This is a genomic window from Corynebacterium minutissimum, from assembly GCF_000805675.1.
Lineage (GTDB): Bacteria > Actinomycetota > Actinomycetes > Mycobacteriales > Mycobacteriaceae > Corynebacterium > Corynebacterium minutissimum.
On sequence record NZ_JSEF01000010.1, the window covers coordinates 14,206 to 34,838 of the forward strand.

Annotated in this window: 15 protein-coding genes and 1 pseudogene; 10 read left to right on the plus strand and 6 right to left on the minus strand. The window is 59.9% G+C overall.

Annotated features, from left to right (window positions below):
* Positions 1-4 precede the first annotated feature (4 nt).
* Positions 5-880 (plus strand): hypothetical protein, encoded by an 876-nt coding sequence (locus NX84_RS05990; protein WP_039674890.1) that lies wholly within the window; start codon positions 5-7, stop codon positions 878-880.
* Between the two features lie 73 nt (positions 881-953).
* Positions 954-1,805 (plus strand): hypothetical protein, encoded by an 852-nt coding sequence (locus tag NX84_RS05995; protein ID WP_039674892.1) that lies wholly within the window; start codon positions 954-956, stop codon positions 1,803-1,805.
* A gap of 11 nt (positions 1,806-1,816) precedes the next feature.
* Here NX84_RS05995 and NX84_RS13075 read toward each other — a convergent pair whose 3' ends face one another.
* Positions 1,817-2,353, minus strand: coding sequence for a hypothetical protein (locus tag NX84_RS13075; protein WP_174519901.1), 537 nt, complete (start codon positions 2,351-2,353; stop codon positions 1,817-1,819).
* A gap of 94 nt (positions 2,354-2,447) precedes the next feature.
* Here NX84_RS13075 and NX84_RS06005 point away from each other — a divergent pair, with 94 nt between their 5' ends.
* Positions 2,448-3,674 (plus strand): MFS transporter, encoded by a 1,227-nt coding sequence (locus NX84_RS06005; RefSeq protein ID WP_039674932.1) that lies wholly within the window; start codon positions 2,448-2,450, stop codon positions 3,672-3,674.
* Between the two features lie 79 nt (positions 3,675-3,753).
* Entirely contained in the window at positions 3,754-4,593 is an 840-nt protein-coding gene (locus NX84_RS06010; RefSeq protein WP_039674894.1) for a MurR/RpiR family transcriptional regulator, read from the plus strand.
* Here the strand turns inward: NX84_RS06010 and NX84_RS12795 are convergent.
* From NX84_RS12795 to NX84_RS06030, 5 genes and pseudogenes are all read right to left on the minus strand, one after another.
* Positions 4,590-4,757, minus strand: coding sequence for a hypothetical protein (locus NX84_RS12795; protein WP_156126960.1), 168 nt, complete (start codon positions 4,755-4,757; stop codon positions 4,590-4,592). The two genes, NX84_RS06010 and NX84_RS12795, sit on opposite strands and share 4 nt — an antisense overlap.
* 343 nt (positions 4,758-5,100) lie before the next feature.
* Positions 5,101-8,217, minus strand: a pseudogene (locus NX84_RS13295) (DUF3427 domain-containing protein).
* Positions 8,214-8,606: a (deoxy)nucleoside triphosphate pyrophosphohydrolase gene (locus NX84_RS06020; RefSeq protein WP_039674896.1), complete on the minus strand. Its 393-nt coding sequence runs from the start codon at positions 8,604-8,606 to the stop codon at positions 8,214-8,216. The pseudogene NX84_RS13295 and the gene NX84_RS06020 overlap by 4 nt, the downstream one beginning before the upstream one ends.
* A gap of 52 nt (positions 8,607-8,658) precedes the next feature.
* Positions 8,659-9,618 carry a formimidoylglutamase gene (gene hutG, locus NX84_RS06025; protein WP_039674898.1) on the minus strand — a complete coding sequence of 320 codons (960 nt, stop codon included), beginning with the start codon at positions 9,616-9,618 and terminating at the stop codon, positions 8,659-8,661.
* 2 nt (positions 9,619-9,620) lie between these two features.
* On the minus strand, positions 9,621-11,009 hold the full coding sequence (locus tag NX84_RS06030; RefSeq protein ID WP_039674900.1) for an amino acid permease: 1,389 nt from the start codon (positions 11,007-11,009) through the stop codon (positions 9,621-9,623).
* Positions 11,010-11,317: 308 nt separating this feature from the next.
* Here NX84_RS06030 and NX84_RS06035 point away from each other — a divergent pair, with 308 nt between their 5' ends.
* The 6 genes from NX84_RS06035 (at position 11,318) to NX84_RS06060 (ending at position 20,559) form a co-directional block, all read left to right on the plus strand.
* Positions 11,318-12,664, plus strand: coding sequence for a YjiH family protein (locus NX84_RS06035; RefSeq protein ID WP_039674902.1), 1,347 nt, complete (start codon positions 11,318-11,320; stop codon positions 12,662-12,664).
* A 15-nt stretch (positions 12,665-12,679) separates the two neighbouring features.
* Positions 12,680-13,408, plus strand: a complete 729-nt coding sequence (locus NX84_RS06040) for an IclR family transcriptional regulator (protein WP_039674904.1) — start codon at positions 12,680-12,682, stop codon at positions 13,406-13,408.
* Positions 13,409-13,660: 252 nt separating this feature from the next.
* Complete coding sequence (gene hutH, locus NX84_RS06045) at positions 13,661-15,214, plus strand: histidine ammonia-lyase (RefSeq protein ID WP_039674906.1); 1,554 nt, start codon at positions 13,661-13,663, stop codon at positions 15,212-15,214.
* Positions 15,215-15,463: 249 nt separating this feature from the next.
* Positions 15,464-17,140 (plus strand): urocanate hydratase, encoded by a 1,677-nt coding sequence (gene hutU, locus NX84_RS06050; protein WP_039674909.1) that lies wholly within the window; start codon positions 15,464-15,466, stop codon positions 17,138-17,140.
* Between the two features lie 21 nt (positions 17,141-17,161).
* A complete protein-coding gene (gene hutI, locus NX84_RS06055) occupies positions 17,162-18,340 on the plus strand; it encodes an imidazolonepropionase (protein WP_039674911.1) in 1,179 nt (392 codons plus the stop codon).
* A gap of 242 nt (positions 18,341-18,582) precedes the next feature.
* The gene (locus NX84_RS06060; protein ID WP_039674913.1) at positions 18,583-20,559 is read left to right on the plus strand and encodes a DEAD/DEAH box helicase; all 1,977 of its coding nucleotides are present in this window, start codon (positions 18,583-18,585) and stop codon (positions 20,557-20,559) included.
* Positions 20,560-20,633 lie beyond the last annotated feature (74 nt).

A 20,633-nucleotide genomic window follows, 5' to 3' on the forward strand; every position in this document is an offset into this window, starting at 1 on the left:
TCACATGAGCTTTTTTGAAGATATTGCTTCTGCGCTGGACGGGGAAGGCATTGAGTCCCGCGTCAATGACGATGTGATGTTCGTGCCCATCACCTCTGACTTGGAGATCCAGTTTGTAGAAATTGACCCGATTCTCCCCGCCGCAAACGTCTACATCGCCGCCGCGGACGTGGATGAGGATGATGAGGATTTTGAGGCTGTCTTGGTCTCCGTTGCGTTCTCCGTGGAGGATGCCGTGGAAGCGGTGTCGCGCCATATTGCTACCGACCAAGTAGTCACCGTGCTGCGTGACCTTCTTGAGGGCACCGATGAGCGCATTGCTGAACTGGAGTTTCTCCAGGATGAGTTCAACCCGAACCTTGTCGTGGCGGAGGTCGCCAACGATTCCGAGCTGCGTGTGCTCGTGGAGACCATCGACGGCGTCCCCAGCGCTGTGGTGCGCTTCCTCTCCTTCGACTTCGATGAGGACGAGCTTGACGAGCTGGAAGATGAAGCCATCAATGAGCTGTGGGAAAACGACGCCGTGGAGGACCTGGGGGAGGAAGAGCGCGTGGCGCTTTTCGACGCCGGCGAGTTCGACGACGCCACCCTCGCCCCCATCATCGAAGTTCCCGCCGAGGCACTCGAGCTGGGCACCTACACTGACTTTGACCGCCTCTTCGACGTCCTGAGCTTGGTCTCTGACCAAGCCCTGGATTGGGAAGCCCAGCTGGTCAGCGTGGAGGACCCCGACTTTGATGAGCCGGACGTCTACGACATCTTCGGCGCCGACGACGATGAGGACGATGATGACGTTCTCTACGATGACAGCGATATCGACGATGACGACAATGATGACGCTGACAACATTGACCACGAGGGCAGCGCCAGCCAAGATTAGTCGCCTCCTTAGCATGGGCACGCTAGGATAATCGGGTACATTTGCCGAACTCGATGAGGAGCAGCCTGGGTTTATGCCGGTTAACATGGCTTTTCGTGGCCAGCGCATCAGCGTTGCTCTCGGCCTGCTCTGCGCTCTGGTGGCATGGGGCCTGACCTTAACCCCGAGGTTTAAGTTTGCCGAAAGGACCTTTGACTCCCTCCTTCCCGCAACGGTGTGGGGCTTGAGTCTTCTTTCCGTCCTGCTTTTCTTCGGCTCCCAGCGCGGGCTATGGCGCAGCCCTGCACTCATTAACGCCCTCCTTGCCGCCGTGGTGGACATGGTGGGCTCGACGGTGTTCTTTAACCTCAATATCCCGCTCTACATGGACACCGCAGGAACAGTGTTCATCGCGATAATTTATGGCCCAGTTCTCGGCATGGGTACAGCGGTTTTGTCCTTGACCTTAAGATCCGTCGTCAGCCCTCTAGAGCTTGCTTATCTGCCCAACGTGCTGATTCTGGCGGTAATGGTGGGCTGGCTGGCTCGCCGCGGTGCGTTTAAGCGCATGATTTCCACACTGTTTACCGGCTATGGAATCGGCATCATTGCGGCACTCGTGTCTTTGTCTTCGACCTTGTTCGCGCTGGAGCAGAATCTGCCGCGCGGCGCCCGCGAGCTTGCCAACTTTTTCTTGTTGATTACCCATGACGAAACCACGGCGACACTGCTCCAAGTACTGACTTCAGATCCGCTGGATAAGGCCTTCACTGTTGTCTTGGTGTGCGTGTTTATCCGCTTCGTGCCGAAACCCGTGCGGAACTCCTTCGATCGACCAGAAACCCAGTCGGCCGTTGCTCGAGTACTGACCGAAGGTCGCTTTACTCTTTCCTTGGACGAGGAACCTCCCCGCAACTTCGTTGGCCGACTGCAACGCTACCTGTAGAATGCTAGGGCTTAAGCAGCCTGGCTGAAGCCCTCGAATAGTGAGAGCGGAGAGCGTACCGGGGTGTAGGAGCTATCGACGAGCCAGACGAAGGTTGCGGCACTACTGCTCGAAATCTCATGTACTGCCGAGACCAAGTTTGCAGGCACCAGCGTGCGAACCCACGCTTCCGCAATCGCAGGGGATACCGGCCGTCCGGTAGGGGAGGTAATGCGAACGGTAATGAGGTAGGACGGGATACGCTTCTCTCCGAAGCCCAGCACACGAGCTTTCGCCCGTTCGCCCACGCGGTGACGAGACACCGTCAGTGTCAGCGGTGGAGTAGCTTCTCCTTCCTCACCCCGAAGCGGTACTGAGGGGAGTGACTTTGATGGTGGTCGCCATTGCGGTGTGGGGCGTGCCAATGACCGCGGATGACGAATAATGCTCTCTGCGGAGTTCAGGGTGTCTGCGTGGTGGAAGAGGATGTCTGCGGTGAGTTCTCCAGCAGCGATGCTGGACTGGGTGGAATACGGAACCGTGGTGCGAAAGCTGTTGTAATTCTTCATGGCCCTCACAGTAGAAACCAGTGTGGACATTGAAACCCACACTATCGAAACGGTGTTCGATGATTTGGATGGATGGGCTACAGTTGGTGTCGCTATGAGTAAGGGCGTTACACAAGAACTGAAGATTCCGCGGGAGATCTGGGTGATGGTCACCGCGGGCTTCATCATCGCATTGGGCTATGGGCTGATCGCGCCCCTACTTCCGCAGTTCATTGTCAGCTTCGATGTGTCGATGGCGGCCGCGGGCCTTGTCGTCTCTATTTTCTCTGCTAGCCGCCTTATTTTCGCGCCCGTCGCTGGCCGCCTCATCGACCGTGCCGGCACGCGCGGCGTCTACCTGACGGGGTTGTTAACCGTCGCTATTACGACAGGGCTTGTGGGCATTGCCCAGGAGTATTGGCACATCGTGGTGCTGCGCGCCATCGCGGGTATTGGCTCCACGATGTTCACTGTGGCAGCCATGGCACTCATCGTGAAGCTCTCGCCACCCGCTATTCGTGGTCGGTGCTCAGCCACGTATGCCACATCCTTCCTGCTGGGTAACGTCATTGGTCCGCTCGTCGGCGCCAGCTTGTCCTTCCTTGGCTTTCGGTGGCCATTCTTCATCTACGGGCTAGGCGTGGCGCTCGCAGCACTCGTTGTCTGGGTTCTGATGCCGGCGGTCGACACGGATGCTGAACGCCAACATCGTCTTCCGCCGATGAAGCTGCAGGAGGCCTGGGGTGATACCGCTTATCGTGCGGTGTTGACCTCGAACTTCGCCCAAGGATGGATCAACATGGGCGTGCGCGTTGCAGTCCTCCCACTGTTTGCCGCGTCCATCTTCCACAATGGTGGCCAAGCCTCGGGCATCGCACTCGCGGTCTTCGCGGCGGGCAATGCGATTGTGCTGCAGTTTTCTGGTTCCTGGTCTGACCGTATTGGACGCCGGCCACTCATTCTTGCGGGCCTTGTGGGCTCGGCACTGTTTGTAGGAACGCTGGGCTTGGCGACGTCCGTGTGGGCCCTCCTCGCGCTCTCCGCGTTGGCTGGCGCGTCGTCAGGGCTGATTGTGCCCTCGCAACAGGCGGCCATCGCCGATGTGGTGGGCCTGAAGCGTTCAGGTGGGCAGGTGCTTTCTACCTTCCAGATGGCTGGTGACTTTGGGCAGATCTTGGGTCCCATCGTGATTGGATTCCTTGCGGATAAATTCGGCTTTGGGGTGGCCTTCGGCATGTGCGCCATCGTGGCAGCTGGTGGTGTCCTTGCGTGGAGCTTCGGGCGTGACACCGTGCAGGATAAGAAAATTGTGTTGCAAGGCCTTCGCCGTAGGTATAAATAACACTTATTGAACCCCACCTGTGTCGCAATGCTTTGAAAGCTGAAGCCACCCTTAAAAAAATTTTTGTTAAACTCGTGGTGTGAATTTTCAACAAAGGGTGGAGCGCCACCGGGCATCACTAAGTCGGGCAGACGAGGCGGTTGTTGATGTGATTCTCAGCCGACCACAAGAAGCAGCCCTGTGGCGCGGCGAAGACGTCGCCGCCAAGGCAGGTGTCCACGGCTCTGCTGTGACCCGCACTGCTAAGAAGCTTGGGTACAAGGGGTATCTGGAGCTGCGCCAAGAATTGCGCCGCATGCATGACCAGTACCTAGCTGCTGAGCACTCCAACGGCCGGCAGGCATTCCGCAACGAGGCTGGACAAACGATTCTGGGACAGCTGGTGTCCAGGGAAATGGATTCGCTGTCCGCGGCGACGGGAAGCGTAGACCAGCATTCTATTAATAGAGCAGCGGACTTGGTGATGAGTGCCCGCGATATCTACATCTATGGCCGCGGCAACTCCATTCCTCTGTGTGATCAGACAGAGCGCCGCTTTCGCCGCCTGGGACGTTCCGTCCATGACCTTTCGGGTGAGACGGACCAAGACATCGCTGAACAGTTGCTTCGCATGGGCGAGCCAGACCTTCTTGTGGTCTTTGCCTTCCGCCGTTCCACGCGGCCGCTACGTCAGTTGCTGAACTATGCTGAGGCGGTCAATTGCAAGGTGCTCCTCATTACTGATGACCTTCGCGTTGTTCATCCAGTACCTGTCGTAACTTTGGCTGCTCCGCGCGGCGATGAAGGAACCTTTACCACCTTGTCGGTTCCAATGCTCATGCTGAATGCCATTGTGCTGTCGATTCAGCGGCGATACGAGCACGATGTTGCCCCGTTCCAGCAGAAGCTGAAGAACATTCTCGAGGGCTTCGAGTACTAACGAGAAGTACGTGCTCGCTTGCTGCAGGCGGCCCAGCGTGGCGCATGGCCCAATGCAGCCTTGAAGTCACGCTCGCGATAACGCGTGAAGCCATAGGTAGAAGCCTCGGAACCGGTATTCGGGCGGCTCCATCGCTTCTGGCTACGATCGCTGGCGGCTTCCATGCCACTCCTCCGTATGTTGCTCAATTGGTGTGTGCTCAGTTGACAGCAAGCATCTAAGAAAATATTAGGTTAGCTCAAGGTGTCCGTCAAACCCATGGCGTGAGATCCTCTCATTTGGGGGGTGAGGTTCCCAACAAAACCAAATAGAACTGCGTAGCTTGATCTTGATTGAACCCGAATATCTGCAATCTTTGATGAAATGGGGGTAGGGGTACACGTTCGGCGTTAGCCAGAATTGCCCTACCGGAGGTTCCTGAAAATTCTTACATAAAGTGAGTTAATTATTGCATTTGTATATCTAGGGGCCTGGAGGGGTATTAGACCAAAAGCGGGAAAATCGGGCTTAGGCGACGGTCCGTCCTGCTGCATACAGCTTCTTAGGCATGTCGCGACGTAGGCTCCATTCGAATTGGATGGGCTTTTCTCCGCGGTGCGTTACATAGTCAACGTTTCCGAGGAAGGTATATGCCGCTGCGGTATCAACCTTGTTTTTCTTCGTGAAGCGAGTAGCAATGATGATGTGGCCGCCGAGTTTCCGGTGGTGGATGTAGCGCTTGGCCATCGCTGACTTCAGTGTCGTTGTGAATTGGGACTCCCAGTGAAGCAGATCCGGAGACAACGGGTAGTCGCGGTAGTTAGTCGAAGCACTTACATTCTCATCCTTCTGGAACGTCACCAAGAATAGATCAGTGTTTGATGTGTCGAAGCGTTTGACTCCTTCGCGGGGAAGGTTGGCGAGCTTTGTGAGCGGGCCCTCGTCCAAGGCACCGACAAGCTCAGCAAGGCTATAGTCTGCATGCGTCTCGAGCACACTATGAGAGGACTCCTGGGGAATCACGCGGGACGCTTCTAGCGCAATCCGCATGACTTGATTGACTTCGTTGACGAACGCTGGGTAAGAACGCACGATATAAAGCGCCTCATCCAGAGAGCCTGGGATGGCTCTATTGGAATTCGCCCATAGCGCCAGAACGAGCATCGTGGCATAGCGCTTTTCGCGGTCAGTCATGTCTTGTTCTGAGGGGCCGTCGGCCTCCATGAGTCGGCTGTATGCCGCCACGCGGTCGGGGTCATTGATGTGGAGCAGAACTCGGATACGGCTCAGGAGGAAGGCTTCTTCGCTGTCCTCGTTGGACGGAGGCAGAAGCTTTTCATCACGAAGGAGCGTGGTCCAGGAGATTCCTTTCCTGCGGTAGATGTCCTCCAGAGGGATATTGGACTCGCGAATGAAAGCTGCAAGGTCAGTGGTTCTGTGTTCGTTAATCTGCGAGCGAATTTTCTTGATCGAGTTTCGTGCGAGACGCCTGACGTTGGCTAAAACGCGGTCTGTTGTCATGCGGTCCAGCGTGATGTTGGAACCGGGTGGCGCAGTGGGGAAGCCCTGCTCGACTTCTTTGATGAAACTCTTGCCGCGGGCAGCTGTCAGCACCTTGAAGCGTTCTTCAAAGTCGAACTCTTCGTGCTGGAGTCCGAGAAAATCGAATACGATACATGCGTCCTTACCCTGGTTAAGGCGCAGTCCGCGGCCCAGCTGCTGAACAAAAAGAACCGGGCTCTGGGTAGGGCGTAAGAGTAGGAGAGTGTTGATGGAAGGAATGTCAACACCCTCGTTGAAAATGTCGACCGTAAAGATGATCTTGATGTCGCCATCGCGCAGCTGTGCAATAGCTCTTCTGCGTTCCTCAGTACTTTGCTTGCTGCTTACCGCTAAAGCAGGAATACCAAAAGCATTGAATTGTTCCGACATGTATTCGGCGTGGGCGATCGAAACACAAAAGCCGAGGGCTTTCATCTCGGAGAGATCGAAGATTCGGCGTTTGAGCTCATTGATGATGAATCGGGTGCGCTTTTCTCCAGCCTTGATATAAAACTCGCTGAGCTCTGTCGTGTTGTAGTTTTTCTTTCCTCGGTTCCACGTCAGGCTCGTGAGATCGGTATCGTCATCGACCCCGTAATAGTGCAAAGGCGCGAGTAGCTGTAGGCGAAGCGCATCCCAGAGGCGTAGTTCATGGGCCACGCGGTAGTCGAAAAATTTCTGGACGTTTTCGCCATCTCCGCGCTCGGGCGTTGCCGTGAGTCCGAGGAGCTCCTGAGGTTGGAAGTAATCGAGAATCTTTCGGTAGGTCGTGGCCTCTGCGTGATGGAATTCATCGATCACGATGACATCGAAGTGGTCAGGAGCTATTCGCGTCAGGCGATCGCCGTGGAGGGATTGAATGCTTGCGGAGACATGGTCCCAGCGACGAGGCTCCTCGCCACCAACAAGAAGTTCACCAAAGTCGGAGCTTTGGAGTACCTCCCGATACGTGCGTTGAGCCTGCTGGAGGATCTCCCGGCGGTGAGCCACAAACAGAAGGCGCGGACGGCGCCCAAACTCTGCACAGAGGTGGCGCTAGTCTAAGGCTGCGACGACAGTCTTACCGGTGCCGGTAGCAGCGATCAACAGGTTCTTGTGTCGGCCGTGCACGTCTCTCTCCGAGCGCAATGCCTCAAGCATCTCCTGCTGGTAGGGGTAGGGCTCGACACGCAGGCCTGATAGCTCAAGTTTCTCACCCTCTTTCGCTTCGAGGAACTTCGCTCCCCGAAGTGCTTCAAGCAAGCGCTCGTAATCACGCTCCGGGTCGAAGGGCTTGAAGTGGTTGTCGAACCAGTAACTGTCAAAAGTCTTGATGAACTTCTCGATGATCTCCGGAGTGGTAGAGCGGGAGCCGCGAACGTTCCACTCCCAGCCGTCGACAAGCGCAGAACGGGACAGGTTAGAACTGCCGATGAAGGCGGTATCGAATCCAGACTCGCGGCGGAAGAGCCACGCCTTTGCATGCAAACGGGTGGTCTTGTGCTCGTAGCAGATTCGAACCTCAGCGTTGTAGTCCTCGACAAGGCGGCGTACAGCAGCAGCTTCAGTCGCACCACAATACGTTGAAGTGATGACTCGAAGGGGGATTTGGTGATCGCGTAGGTACTCCAGTTCATCACTAATGACCGAAATTCCGGAGTTCTTGATGAATGCACACAGCAGATCGACGGAATCGGCAGTACGAATCTCGCGGGCAATTTCCACCGACATGTTGGTGTCATCCACGCTATTGGTGAAAAGTGCGCTGGAGTTCAGAGAAACTTCGGGCAAGACAGGCGGTTCAGTGAGCTCAGACCTGTACATGGCATAAAGCAACTGTTCAGCCGATACCTTCTCGTCCGCCCCAAGGTGCTGTGCGAGGTTGTTGATGAGAGCGACGCGTTCTTCCGGCTTTTTGATCTCGAGAAGCCGTTGCTCAATGAGCCGGGCGAAGTGGTGGGATACGGCCGTGGCGAATCTTGGGTCGACGTCCTTAGAGATCACCTCGGCAATTCCGGAAGCCGCGGTGGGAATGGCTCGCTGGGTCTCCCTAATGCGCTCGTGAATACGGGCGGTGACAGGGGTTTCGTAGATGCCGAAAGGCAGCAGGGAGTCAGAAGTCATAGGCGTGAGGAAATGAGCTCAACAGCGGGGACGTCAGCGGGAGCCCAGTCGAGCTCTTGTGCTTCGGCGGCGGTGACCCACCGGGTGGCGTCATGGTCGGTGAGTACAAGATCACCGGATTGGATTGTGCACAGGAAGGTGGTGAGTTCGATGGTGGCGAACTCATAAGTGTGGAGCGTCGTGGTGACTTTGTCACCAACAGTCGCAGTGAGAGAGAGTTCTTCTGCCAACTCGCGTTTCAGGGCCTCTTGAGGAGTTTCGCCCGGCTCAATCTTTCCACCAGGGAATTCCCACATGCCGGCTAGAGACTTTCCTGGGGCCTTACGACAGGCCAGGATTCGGTCACCATCAATAAAGACGGCGCCGACAACACGAATCGGAGAACTCATTGGACCAGTATGCCGGCTGGCCCGAATCTTAGCCAGAAGGTACGGCTTGTGTTTAGGCCGAAACCGCAGAAAAGTGCGCGGTCACGATGTCGTCGATAAGCCGGGCGGCGAGCTTGGCGGTGCGGTTGTCGAGGTCGAAGGAGGGGTTGAGCTCGACGACGTCGACAAGCGCGAGGCGTCCCGTGGCGGCGATGGCGACGGCGAGTTCGCGGATGATGGGCAGGTCAACGCCGAGTCCGGCCGGAGCAGAAACGCCAGGGGCCTGCGCGGCGGGGAGGACATCCAGGTCAATGGAGAGATGGATGGGGGCCTCGCCAGCGCAGAGGTGCTCGGTGTGGGCGCGGACCTGCTGGAGGTTCATGGCGAGCAGTTCCTCGTCAAGGGTGATGGTGACGCCGAGGTCGGCGGCCTCGTCGAAGAGGACTGTGGTGTTGTTGGGGCGGGAAATGCCCAGGACGGAGTAATCGAAATCCTCGCGGCCAACGAGTTCAGAAATCTGCTTAAACGGCGTGCCGGAGGTAGGCACGTCCGCGGTACGCAGATCGAAGTGGGCATCGAGGTTGATGATCTTCAGCGGGCCCTGCGCATGGAAGGCGCCTCGGTGGGAGCCGAAGGCAGTTTCGTGGCCGCCGCCCAAGATGATGGGAAGGTGGCCAGCATTGGATAGGGCTTCCACGGACGTAGAGAGGCGCTCGTGGGCGCCCTCCAGGTCGGTGCTTTGGGTGGTGATCGTGCCAGCGTCGTAAAGCGCATGCTCATGGTGCACCGCGAGGGAACCTAGGGCGTTTCGCAGTGCCTCCGGGCCCGCAGCCGCGCCGGGGCGGCCATGGTTGCGCTCTACTCCCTCGTCGGAGGCGAAGCCCAGCAGTGCTACGCCGGGCTGCGCCTGTGGGTTGTCCACGTCGAGGGGGCGAACCACGCTGTGCCACCGCGCGTGCTCCGGGCCGGGACCATCAGAGCGGCCAGACCACTCGGATGCAGGGGAGTAGGCGGGGGCATCAACGCTGTTCATAATTATCCTCTCGGAACGGGGCTGGGGTCAGTATGTGCAGCAGCGTGGTTGCGGCGGCCGGTGAGGTAAAAGATGGCTGTCATCAGGATGATGAAGCCAACGCCTACCGCTAGGGCCGGACGGTACTGCGGCTGCCATGCCATGATGCCAAAAGTAAACGTGATGAAGGCGATGGCGAAGTATTGTCCCCACGGCCAGAAAGGCACTGTGTAGGTCAGGCTCGCGCGTTCCTGCGGCGACATCTGCTTACGGGAAGCCACGTGGGCCAGCAGAATCATGAGCCAGACATAGATGGTGGCGAACGTGGCCAGGGAGGCGATGACCTCGAAGACGTTGTCGGGGATAAAGGCGTTGAGGGCGGTGCCGATGACCATGACGATGAGCAAAATGACCATGGTCATCACCGGTACGCCGCGTGCTTTCTTGGCCATGACCTTAGGTGCGAGATTTTGGCGTGCCAGGCCGGTAAGCACGTTGCCGGCACCGAAGAGATCGGCATTGATGGCGGAGACAGCCGCGGTGATGACCACGACGTTGAGTGCGGCTGCTGCCCACGTGACGCCCAGGGTGGAGAAGATTTGGACGAAGGGGCTTTCCTCACCCGTAATGGTGCGCCAGGGGTTAATCATGAGGATGACCAGGATGGCCAGCACGTAAAACAGCAGGATGCGCACGGGGATGGTGTTGACGGCCTTGGGGACGGACTTCTCCGGTTCCTCGGCCTCCGCACTGGCCACTCCCACGATTTCTGTGCCGCCGAAGGCGAAGAGAACGAGGATGAAGGAGGCGATCATGCCGGAGGGACCGTTGGGGAAGAAACCACCGTCATTGACCAGGTTGGCAGGGCCGGTGGTCTCAGCAGTGGAGAGGCCGAAGACCAAGACGGCCACGCCGCCGAGAATCATCGCGACGACTGCGCCTACTTTGACGATGGTGAAGGCGAACTCTAACTCGCCGAAGGCTTTGACCGTGGCGAGGTTCGCGCCGCCGACGAGTAATAGGGTGGCTGCCACCCAGACCCATTGCGGTGAGCCAGGGAACCAGAACTGCATATAGACGCCGATGGCGGTGAGGTCCGCTAAGGCCACGATGACCATTTCAAAGGCGAACATCCAGCCGGTGATATAGCCCGCCCAAGGTCCGAGGAAGGCGCGGGCATATTCGGCGAAGGAGCCGGTGACCGGGTGGTGGACGGACATTTCTCCGAGCGCGCGCAGGAGGAAGTACACGACGGCGCCGCCGAGGAGGTAGACCAGCAGCACGGAGGGGCCGGCAGCTTGGATGGCGCTAGCGGAGCCGTAGAACAAGCCGGTGCCGATGGCGGAGCCGAGTGCGATGAAGTGCAGGTGGCGGTGCTTGAGGCCTCTGCGCTGGGTGGTGGTCTCGGGCACGGTGGCCGTCCTCCTCCTTCGTGAAGAGTGTGAGTGAAGAATGCGTCTGAGAGCTACTTTCCTCTAGTTACTGCGTGGGGTCAATTCCATGAAATTTAGCCAGGTGACATGTCTTTCATTAGACGTCCGGGGGTGATCTAAGTGACATTTAAGAAAGTTGTGGTTAGTATCTTTGTGACCCGCGTGTGGCTGTTGCGTGGGCATGGTTGGCGTTTCATCCCGCACTGTGCGTCGTTGGAACGCGCGTTGTTGGGTCCGCCTGCCGTGCTAGAGACGTGTAATTTGTCGCCCATACCGTGAGGTAAAAAATGAAGAACGAAGACGCCCTTGTTGACGCCTTCTACGAGTCCGAAGATGCCACGCCCACAAAGAAGGGGCTGTGGCGGCTGTTTGTCTACAGCGCCATCGGAGCTTTCGTTTTCTTTTTCCCCGTCAGCTACGGCGGGAAGAAGTCGATTCCGCTTGACCATATGGTCACCATCATCCGTACACACGCGGAGGCTGTGGTGCCGTGGATCATCTTGGCGCTGGCCGTCTATGGCACTGTGCGCAGTATTGTGAATAAGAACTGGCGGGAAGGTGCCCTGCAGGCGGTGTTCACCGTGCTCAACGTCGTGGGCATGGTGGTGTCCTTCCTTATGGTGTTAGGAACACTGCCTGGCGTGTTGGGCAACGAGGATATTGTTCCCTTCCTGTGGAACTCCATCGCCACGCCCGTAGGGCTCATCGTCCCCATTGGCGGTGCCTTCTTGGGCCTGCTCATTGGTTATGGTCTGCTGGAGTTTGTAGGCGTGTTCATGCAGCCCATCATGCGGCCCCTGTGGCGCACGCCGGGGCGCTCCGCCATCGATGCCGTGGCCTCCTTTGTGGGCTCTTACTCGCTGGGCATTCTCATTACTGACCGCGTGTACCAGCGTGGCGGCTACACGGCGCGCGAGGCCTCCATCATCGCGACGGGTTTCTCCACGGTGTCTGCGGCCTTCATGGTCATCGTGGCTAAGCAGCTGGACTTGATGGGCATGTGGGGAGTCTATTTTGCCGTGTCACTGGTGGTGACGTTCCTCGTTACCGCTATCACCGTGTGGATTCCGCCGCTGAGCACCATTCCCAACGAGTATGTTTCCGGGGTAGCGCCGGACCCGGAGAAGCCGGTCAAGGGCAACTACTTCAAGGCAGCGTGGAGGGAAGCGCTCTTGCAGCTCGACCGTGCACCAGCGTTGGGCGCTGCCATCTGGGAGAACCTGCGCGATGGCGTGCGAATGGCTGCGGCGATTGTTCCGTCCATCATGTCGGTCGGCCTCATTGGCTTGCTACTGGCTAAGTTCACTCCGCTCTTTGATTGGTTGGGCTATGTGTTCTACCCCTTCGCGTGGATTGTGCAGCTTCCAGAACCCGAACTAGCAGGTAAAGCTGCAGCGATGGGGATTGCGGAAATGTTCTTGCCGGCCACCATGGTGGCGGATTCCTCCAGCCTGACGCTGAAATTCGTCATCGGCGTGGTAGCGGTGTCAGCCATCATCTTCTTCTCTGCACTGGTGCCGTGCATTCTGGCCACCAAGATTCCTATCAAGCTGTGGCACCTGGTCGTTATCTGGTTCGAGCGCGTGGTCCTCACCATCATCATTGCCACGCCGATTGCTTTCCTCGTGACCTAGCTAAACTGTCGCGCTATGAGTAACTCCCGCGTTCCGGCCGCGCGCAATGCGCTGGAAGTCCTCCGGCTGCTATCCACCATTGATGTCCCCATTTCCGCGGCGCGGATCCGCAGCGAGTTGGACCTGCCACGCTCATCTACCTATCACCTTCTCAAAGAGATGGTGGACGCGGGATTTGTGGTGCACCTGCCGGAGAACCAAACCTATGGATTGGGCCTTGCGGCCTACTCCATGGCGGCTGCCTATGCCACGCAGCAACCCCTCGTTCGGGCAACGCACGGGCATCTGGAACGCATTGCTAGCAAGGTAGATGGCTCCGGTCACCTGTCGCGCCTAGCGGGGTCGGAGATCCTCTACCTCAATGAGGTCCGAGCGCCAAAGGCTATGTCCTTGGTGACGGAAAGGGGAGTGCGCCTCCAAGCGCAGCGCACCGCCTCGGGGCGAGCGATGCTCGCGGTGCTTCCGGAAGCCGAATGGCGTGCGGCCTATTCGGCTGGGGCGCTTAGCTTTGGAGAGTTTAAGACCATCCTGCGTGACGTTCGGGAGCGAGGCTGGGCTGAAGAGGTTGAGGTGGTCGCCCGCGGGCAGGCCTCGGTTGGGGTGGCGATTGTTGACCATGTAGGCAGGCCCGCAGCAGCACTGGCGGTGACCTATCCAGTAGGTACTGCCGACGCCGCCGCAGTGGCCCACGAGCTTAAAGCCGCCGCCGCGCAGGTGGCGAAGCGGATGTATGGCCGGCGTTAAGCTGCGTTAACCCGTGCACGGACACTGCGCGGAGGTGTAGCAGGTGTGCGAGCCGAGGTGGCTGTTGTACTATGAGCGCAACGCGTGAGGCTGTAGCGCGTATCACTATATTCTGAAAACTTGTGAGAGCACATACGTATGTGTGACCGCAAATACATTGTGCTGTGTGTCTGTGTACTCCGAGCTTTTGGTCACCCTTGGCGGCCATTGGCAGGGTATTTGGTGCGCAGCGATACGTGAAGGAGCCTTTTAATGCCTAATTCTTATCCCTCCACCGTAACCGTGGGCATCGGTGCCCTGAGCATTGAGGAGGTCGTGGCCGTTGCGCGTCATGGCGCGAAGGTAGAGATTTCCCAGGAAGCGCTGGAGGGCATTGCCTCCACGCGTGACCGTGTAGAAGAGCTTGCCCAGGACCCGACGCCGGTTTACGGAATTTCCACTGGTTTTGGTGCGCTGGCGCGCCGCCACATCCCGGAGGAGATGCGCGCGCAGCTGCAGCTGTCCCTAGTGCGCTCTCATGCCGCAGGTACTGGTCCGGAGGTAGAGACCGAAGTTATTCGCGCTCTTATGCTTCTGCGTTTGTCTACCTTGTGTACCGGCCGCACTGGCGTGCGTCCGGTCGTAGCAGAAACCTATGCGGCAGTGCTTAATGCCAACATTCATCCGGTGGTTCGTGAGTATGGTTCCCTGGGCTGCTCCGGTGACCTGGCTCCGCTCGCGCACTGTGCCCTGGCGCTGTTGGGTGAAGGCGAGGTGCGCGTCGACGGCGGCCACATTACGCCCGCTGGTGAGGCCCTCGCGGTAGCCGGTATCGAGCCGCTGCAGCTTCGTGAGAAGGAAGGCTTGGCCCTTATCAACGGCACCGATGGCATGTTGGGTCAGCTCTGCCTCGCTATCACTGACCTGCGTGAGTTGGCCAAGACGGCTGACATCGCCACCGCGATGACGGTGGAGGGATTGCTGGGCACCCTAGTGGTCTTCGCCGACGACCTGCAGCAGCTGCGCCCGCACCCGGGTCAGGGCGATGCTGCTGCCAACATCCTCACCGTGGCCGAGGGCTCTGCGATTCTGGACGCAGCTCGTGAAGAGTTCAAGAAGAACCAGGTGCAGGACGCTTACTCGGTGCGCTGTGCCCCGCAGGTGGCTGGCGGCTTCCGCGATACCTTGGCGCACACCGCACTGGTAGCTGAACGTGAGCTTGCCGCCGCCGTCGATAACCCGGTGGTGGCGAAGGACGGCCGCGTAGTCTCCAACGGCAACTTCCACGGCGCGCCGGTGGCCTACGTGCTGGACTTCCTGGCGATTGTGGTGGCTGACCTGGCCTCCATCTCTGAGCGTCGAACGGACCGTTTCCTCGACGTTGCCCGCAACCGCGGCCTTCATGCCTTCCTGGCCGATGACCCAGGCGTAGATTCCGGCCACATGATTGCGCAGTATGCGCAGGCGGGCATCGTCTCTGAGCTCAAACGCCTGGCTACCCCGTCCTCGGCGGATTCGATTCCGTCTTCGGCAATGCAGGAAGACCACGTGTCCATGGGGTGGTCTGGTGCCCGCAAGCTGCGCAAGGCTGTCGACGGCCTGCAGCGTGTACTTGCCATCGAAATCCTGACTGCCGCCCGCGCCATCGATATGCGCGATGGTGAACCTGCCAAGGGCACCGGCGCGGTTATCGCCGGCCTTCGCAAGACCGTGCAGGGCCCAGGCACAGATCGCTACTTGAGCCCGGAGATTGAGGAAACCGTGCGCCTAGTCAAGGAAGGCGCGCTCGTGGCTGCGGTGGAGGAGGTCGTCGGCTCGCTGCGCTAAGCGCCACCCCGGCCCCCATGGTCGTGCCAAGTTCCGCACGGTCCATGGGGGCCTTTTCTGCGCGCACCGCCCAAGCACCGGTCGCTCGACAGTCTGGCATATGAGACAGATGGATAAAATGTGGCCTGGAAGATAGGCGTGGGTCACAGTACCTTGTCCTGTGTGACGCCAACCAAGCCTTGAGGGACAGCCCCGGGAAACCGGCCTGGGGCTTGGGAGGGCGTCGAGAAGCACGAGCGAAAGGAAGTCATGTCTGAACCCCGCGAAGTACGCGCCCCGCGCGGAACTGAACTCACTGCCAAGTCGTGGCAGACCGAAGCCCCGCTGCGCATGCTCATGAACAACCTTGATCCTGAGGTTGCTGAGCGCCCCGAGGACCTCGTCGTCTACGGCGGCACTGGGCGTGCTGCCCGCAGCTGGGAAGCCTTCGATGCCATCGTGGAGTCTCTAAAGGACCTCGAGTCCGACGAGACCCTCTTGGTGCAGTCCGGCAAGCCGGTGGGTATCTGGAAGACCAACGAGTGGGCACCGCGCGTGCTCATTGCGAATTCCAACCTGGTTGGTGACTGGGCCAACTGGGAGCACTTCCGCCAGCTCGAGGATGAGGGCTTGATGATGTACGGCCAGATGACGGCCGGTTCCTGGATTTACATTGCGACCCAGGGCATCCTGCAGGGCACCTTTGAGACCTTCGCGGCTGTGGCCAAGAAGCGCTTCAATGGCACGCTCGCCGGCACCTTTACCTTGACCGGCGGCTGCGGCGGCATGGGCGGCGCACAGCCGCTGTCCGTCACCCTCAACGGCGGTGCCTGTCTCATCGTGGATGTGGACGAGACCCGTCTGAAGCGCCGCCAGCACAAGCGCTACCTCGATGAGGTCGTTACCGACCTGGATGAGGCGCTCAAGCTGGTGCTGGACGCCAAGGAGAACAAGAAGCCGCTGTCCGTCGGCCTAGTGGGCAACGCCGCCGAGGTCTTCCCGGAGGTGCTGCGTCGCCAGCGCGCCGGCGAGTTCACCGTGGATATCGTCACGGACCAGACCTCCGCGCACGACCCGCTGAGCTACCTGCCCACCGAAATCACGGTGGAGGATTGGCACAACGAGGCCAAGGCGGATCCGACCACCTTCACCAAGAAGGCGCGCGAGGCCATGGCCGCCCAGGTCCAGGCCATGGTGGAATTCCAGGACGAGGGCGCTGAGGTCTTCGACTACGGCAACTCGATCCGCGACGAGGCCCGCAAGGCCGGCTACCAGCGCGCCTTCGAGTTCCCGGGCTTCGTCCCGGCCTACATCCGCCCGCTCTTCTGTGAGGGTCTTGGACCGTTCCGTTGGGCAGCACTTTCCGGCGACCCGGAAGACATCAAGGTCACCGACCAGGCGCTTAAGGAGCTCTTCCCGGACAACGAACACCTGCACAACTGGCTCGATGCCGCCGAGGAGTACGTGGAGTTCGAGGGCCTGCCGGCACGGATTTGCTGGCTGGGCTACAACGAGCGCCACAAGGCCGGCCTGCTCTTCAACGACTTGGTCAAGGAAGGCAAGATCAAGGCCCCGATCGTTATCGGCCGCGACCACCTGGACTCCGGCTCGGTGGCCTCCCCGTACCGCGAGACCGAGGCCATGCTTGATGGCACCGATGCCGTGGCCGACTGGCCGCTGCTCAACGCCATGACCGCTGTCTCCTCCGGTGCCACCTGGGTATCCATCCACCACGGCGGTGGCGTGGGCATGGGCCGCTCCATCCACGCCGGTCAGGTCACCGTGGCCGATGGCACCGAGCTGGCTGCCGCCAAGCTGCGCGCGGTGCTCACCAACGACCCGGGCATGGGCGTTATCCGCCACGTGGATTCCGGTTACACTCGCGCCAAGGAAGTCGCCGACGAGCGCGGCGTGCGTATCCCGATGGAATTCAAGGCCCGCGACTAGACACGAGAGGAAAAGAAGATCATGTCCACCCTGTTTACTGGAATTTCAGAGCTGCGTACGGTGTCGGAGGCCGGCACGCTTGCCGACGCCGCCCTTATCGCCAACACCGACGGCACCATCGCCTGGATCGGACCGGCGTCCGAGGCGCCGGCCGCGGACGAAAAGGTTGACCTTGGCGGGCGCGCAGTTCTGCCGGGCTGGGTGGATTCCCATACGCACATGATCTTCGACGGCGACCGCTCCGCTGAGTTCGAAGCCCGCATGGCGGGTGAGTCCTACCAAGCCGGCGGCATCGCCGTAACCATGGATGCCACCCGCTCGGCGGGGGAGGAGCGCCTGGAAAAGCTCCTCGTGGAACGCATTGCGGCCGGACACCGCGGTGGTACGACGACCTTGGAGACGAAGACCGGCTATGGCCTCAACACTGAGTCCGAGATTGAGGCCGCTCGCGTGGCTGCCCGCCACGTCGATGACGTCACCTTCCTCGGCGCGCACCTCGTGCCGCCGGGAGCGGAAGCCGAAACCTACCTCGACGAGGTTGTCGGCCCGATGCTCGATGGTGTCGCCGAACACGTGCAGTGGATCGACGTCTTCTGCGAGCGCGGCGCCTTCGACGAGGAGCAGTCGCGCCGCGTGCTGGAGGCCGGGAAGGCCCGCGGCCTAGGCGTGCGCGTGCATGGCAATCAGCTCGGTGAGGGCCCTGGTGTGGCTCTCGCCGTGGAGTTGGGTGCGGCCTCTGTGGATCACGTCAACTACCTCAGTGACGCCGACGTTGAGTCGCTGGCTTCCTCCGAGACGGTGGCCACGCTGTTGCCGGCCTGCGACCTGTCCACACGCGAGCCGCTGGCACCGGGACGCAAGCTTCTCGACGCCGGCGCGACCGTCGCCATCGCTTCCAACCTCAACCCGGGCACGTCCTACACGTCCTCGATGAACTTCTGTGTCACCACGGCCGTGCTTCAACAGCACCTCACCCTCGATGAGGCCATTGCTGCCGGCACGGTGGGTGGAGCCACCGCACTGCGTCGTCAGAATGTTGGTGAAGGTAAGGACGCGCACGGCCGCCCAGCCAAGGGCTCGTTAGTGGTCGGCGCTGCTGCGGACCTGCATGTCCTCGATGCCCCGAGCGCCATCCACTTGGCCTACCGGCCGGGCATGCCGATGACGTTCAAGACCTTCGTGGGCGGTCGCGAGGTCTAGCCCTGTGGGCAAAGGCACCATATGAGGGGCACCTTATGAAGAAAACCGTATACGTCGACCTGGGGTTTTAGGCGTCGAAGGCGGTAAAAGGTGCCTTTAGTGTGGTGCCTTTGGTCTTTCGGGACCTGAGGGCTCGGGGGCTCGGTAAGGCCCACGAGGGAGTGGGGTGCAGCATGGGGGTAGCGGCAGGCTGCGGGGAGGAATAGATAATCTCACCGCAGTGCCGTACTCTGGTCTGAGCAATGAGCATTACCGATAACGCCACCGGCGGCGTCAACGAGCCGGAAGAATTCAATAAGTCGGAATCTCAGGAAAACTCGCAAGGTGGCGAAGCGCAGGACGCTTCGCAGGCTTCTAGCCAGGATACCGGGGCTGCGAATAACCCTGAGGACACCGGCGCTGAAGAAACTTCAGCCAACGACAACTCCCAGGGTTTTGCGCACCTCGGTCTGCCTGATGACGTTCAGGAAGCCGTAGCTAAGGTGGGCTTTACCAAGCCATCCCCAATTCAGGAAGAAACCATCCCGATCCTCATGGAGGGCCGCGACGTCGTCGGCCTCGCCCAGACGGGTACAGGTAAGACCGCAGCCTTCGCACTGCCGGTTCTCTCCCAGATCGATACTGATGCCCGCCATCCGCAGGCACTCGTTCTCGCGCCCACGCGCGAGCTGGCCCTTCAGGTCGCGGACTCATTCCAGTCCTTCGCCGACCACCTGGGCCGCATCGAGGTCCTGCCTATCTATGGCGGCCAGGCCTACGGCATTCAGCTCTCTGGTCTGCGCCGAGGCGCCCAGGTCATCGTGGGTACTCCAGGTCGCGTGATCGACCACTTGGAGAAGGGCTCCCTGGACATCTCCCAGCTGCGCCTCCTTGTCCTCGATGAGGCGGACGAGATGCTCAACATGGGCTTCCAGGAAGACGTCGAGCGCATTCTTGAGGACACTCCGGAGGACAAGCAGGTAGCGCTGTTCTCGGCGACCATGCCGAACTCCATTCGCCGCCTGTCCAAGCAGTACCTCAACAACCCGGCAGAGGTTACGGTCAAGTCGGAGCGCCGCACGAATGACAACATTACGCAGCGCTTCCTGCTTACCCCGCACCGCCACAAGATGGATGCCTTTACCCGCATTCTTGAGGTCATTGACTACGACGCCATCATCGTCTTCTGTCGCACCAAGCACGAGACTGAAGAGGTTGCGGACAACCTCAAGGATGCTGGCTATAACGCTGCTGCCATCAATGGCGACATTGCCCAGCAGCAGCGTGAGCGCACCGTGGACCAGCTCAAGGACGGCCGCCTAGACATCCTCGTGGCTACTGACGTGGCTGCACGTGGTCTTGACGTCGACCGCATTACCCACGTGGTCAACTACGACATCCCGAACGACACTGAGTCTTATGTGCACCGCATCGGCCGCACCGGCCGTGCTGGCCGTACTGGTGAGGCCATCCTGTTTGTCACTCCACGTGAGCGCCGTATGCTGCGCTCCATTGAGCGCGTGACCAACGCTCGCTTGGAAGAGATGGACCTGCCGACTGCCGACGAGGTCAACGCGAAGCGCAAGGAGAAGTTTTTCGCCTCTATCGGTGCTTCGCAGGAGGACAAGCAGTTCGAGTTCTTCCGCGACATGGTGCGCGAGTACTCCGCTGCGGAAAACGTGGCCATGGATGACATCGCGGCTTCCATCGCTGTGCAGCTACAGGGCGGGACGGAGTTCCTGCTCAAGGAGCGCCCAATGACCAAGAAGGATCGTCGCGAGCGCGAACGCTTCGACCGCGATGACCGCGGGCGTGACCGCGGCCGTGACCGTGACCGCGGTGGCCGTGGACGAGAGCGTGACCGAGGCCCGCGCCGCCCCGACGGCGACTTTGAAACCTACCGTCTGGACGTGGGCAAGCGTCAGAACGTGCGCCCAGGCGCCATCGTTGGTGCGCTGGCTAACGAAGGTGGTTTGACCTCCAAGGATTTCGGCCGAATCACCATTGCGGTGGGCCATACCCTGGTGGATTTGCCGAAGAATCTGGACCCGGCTGTTCTGGACCGTCTCAAGGACACCCGCATTTCCGGCCAGCTGATCAAGATCCAGAAGGATACCGGCCGCCCGCCGCGCCGTAACTTCGATGATGATCGTGGCGGCCGCGGTGGACGTGGCGGCCGTGGTGGTTATCGCGACCGCGACCGCGGTGGACGTGGCGGCCGCGGAGGCTGGCGCGACTAAGTAACTGTCGGCGCTAGTGCACGTGCTCGTGCCGACACAGAAAACCTCCCGAACTTGCGAAAGTCTTAGCCCAG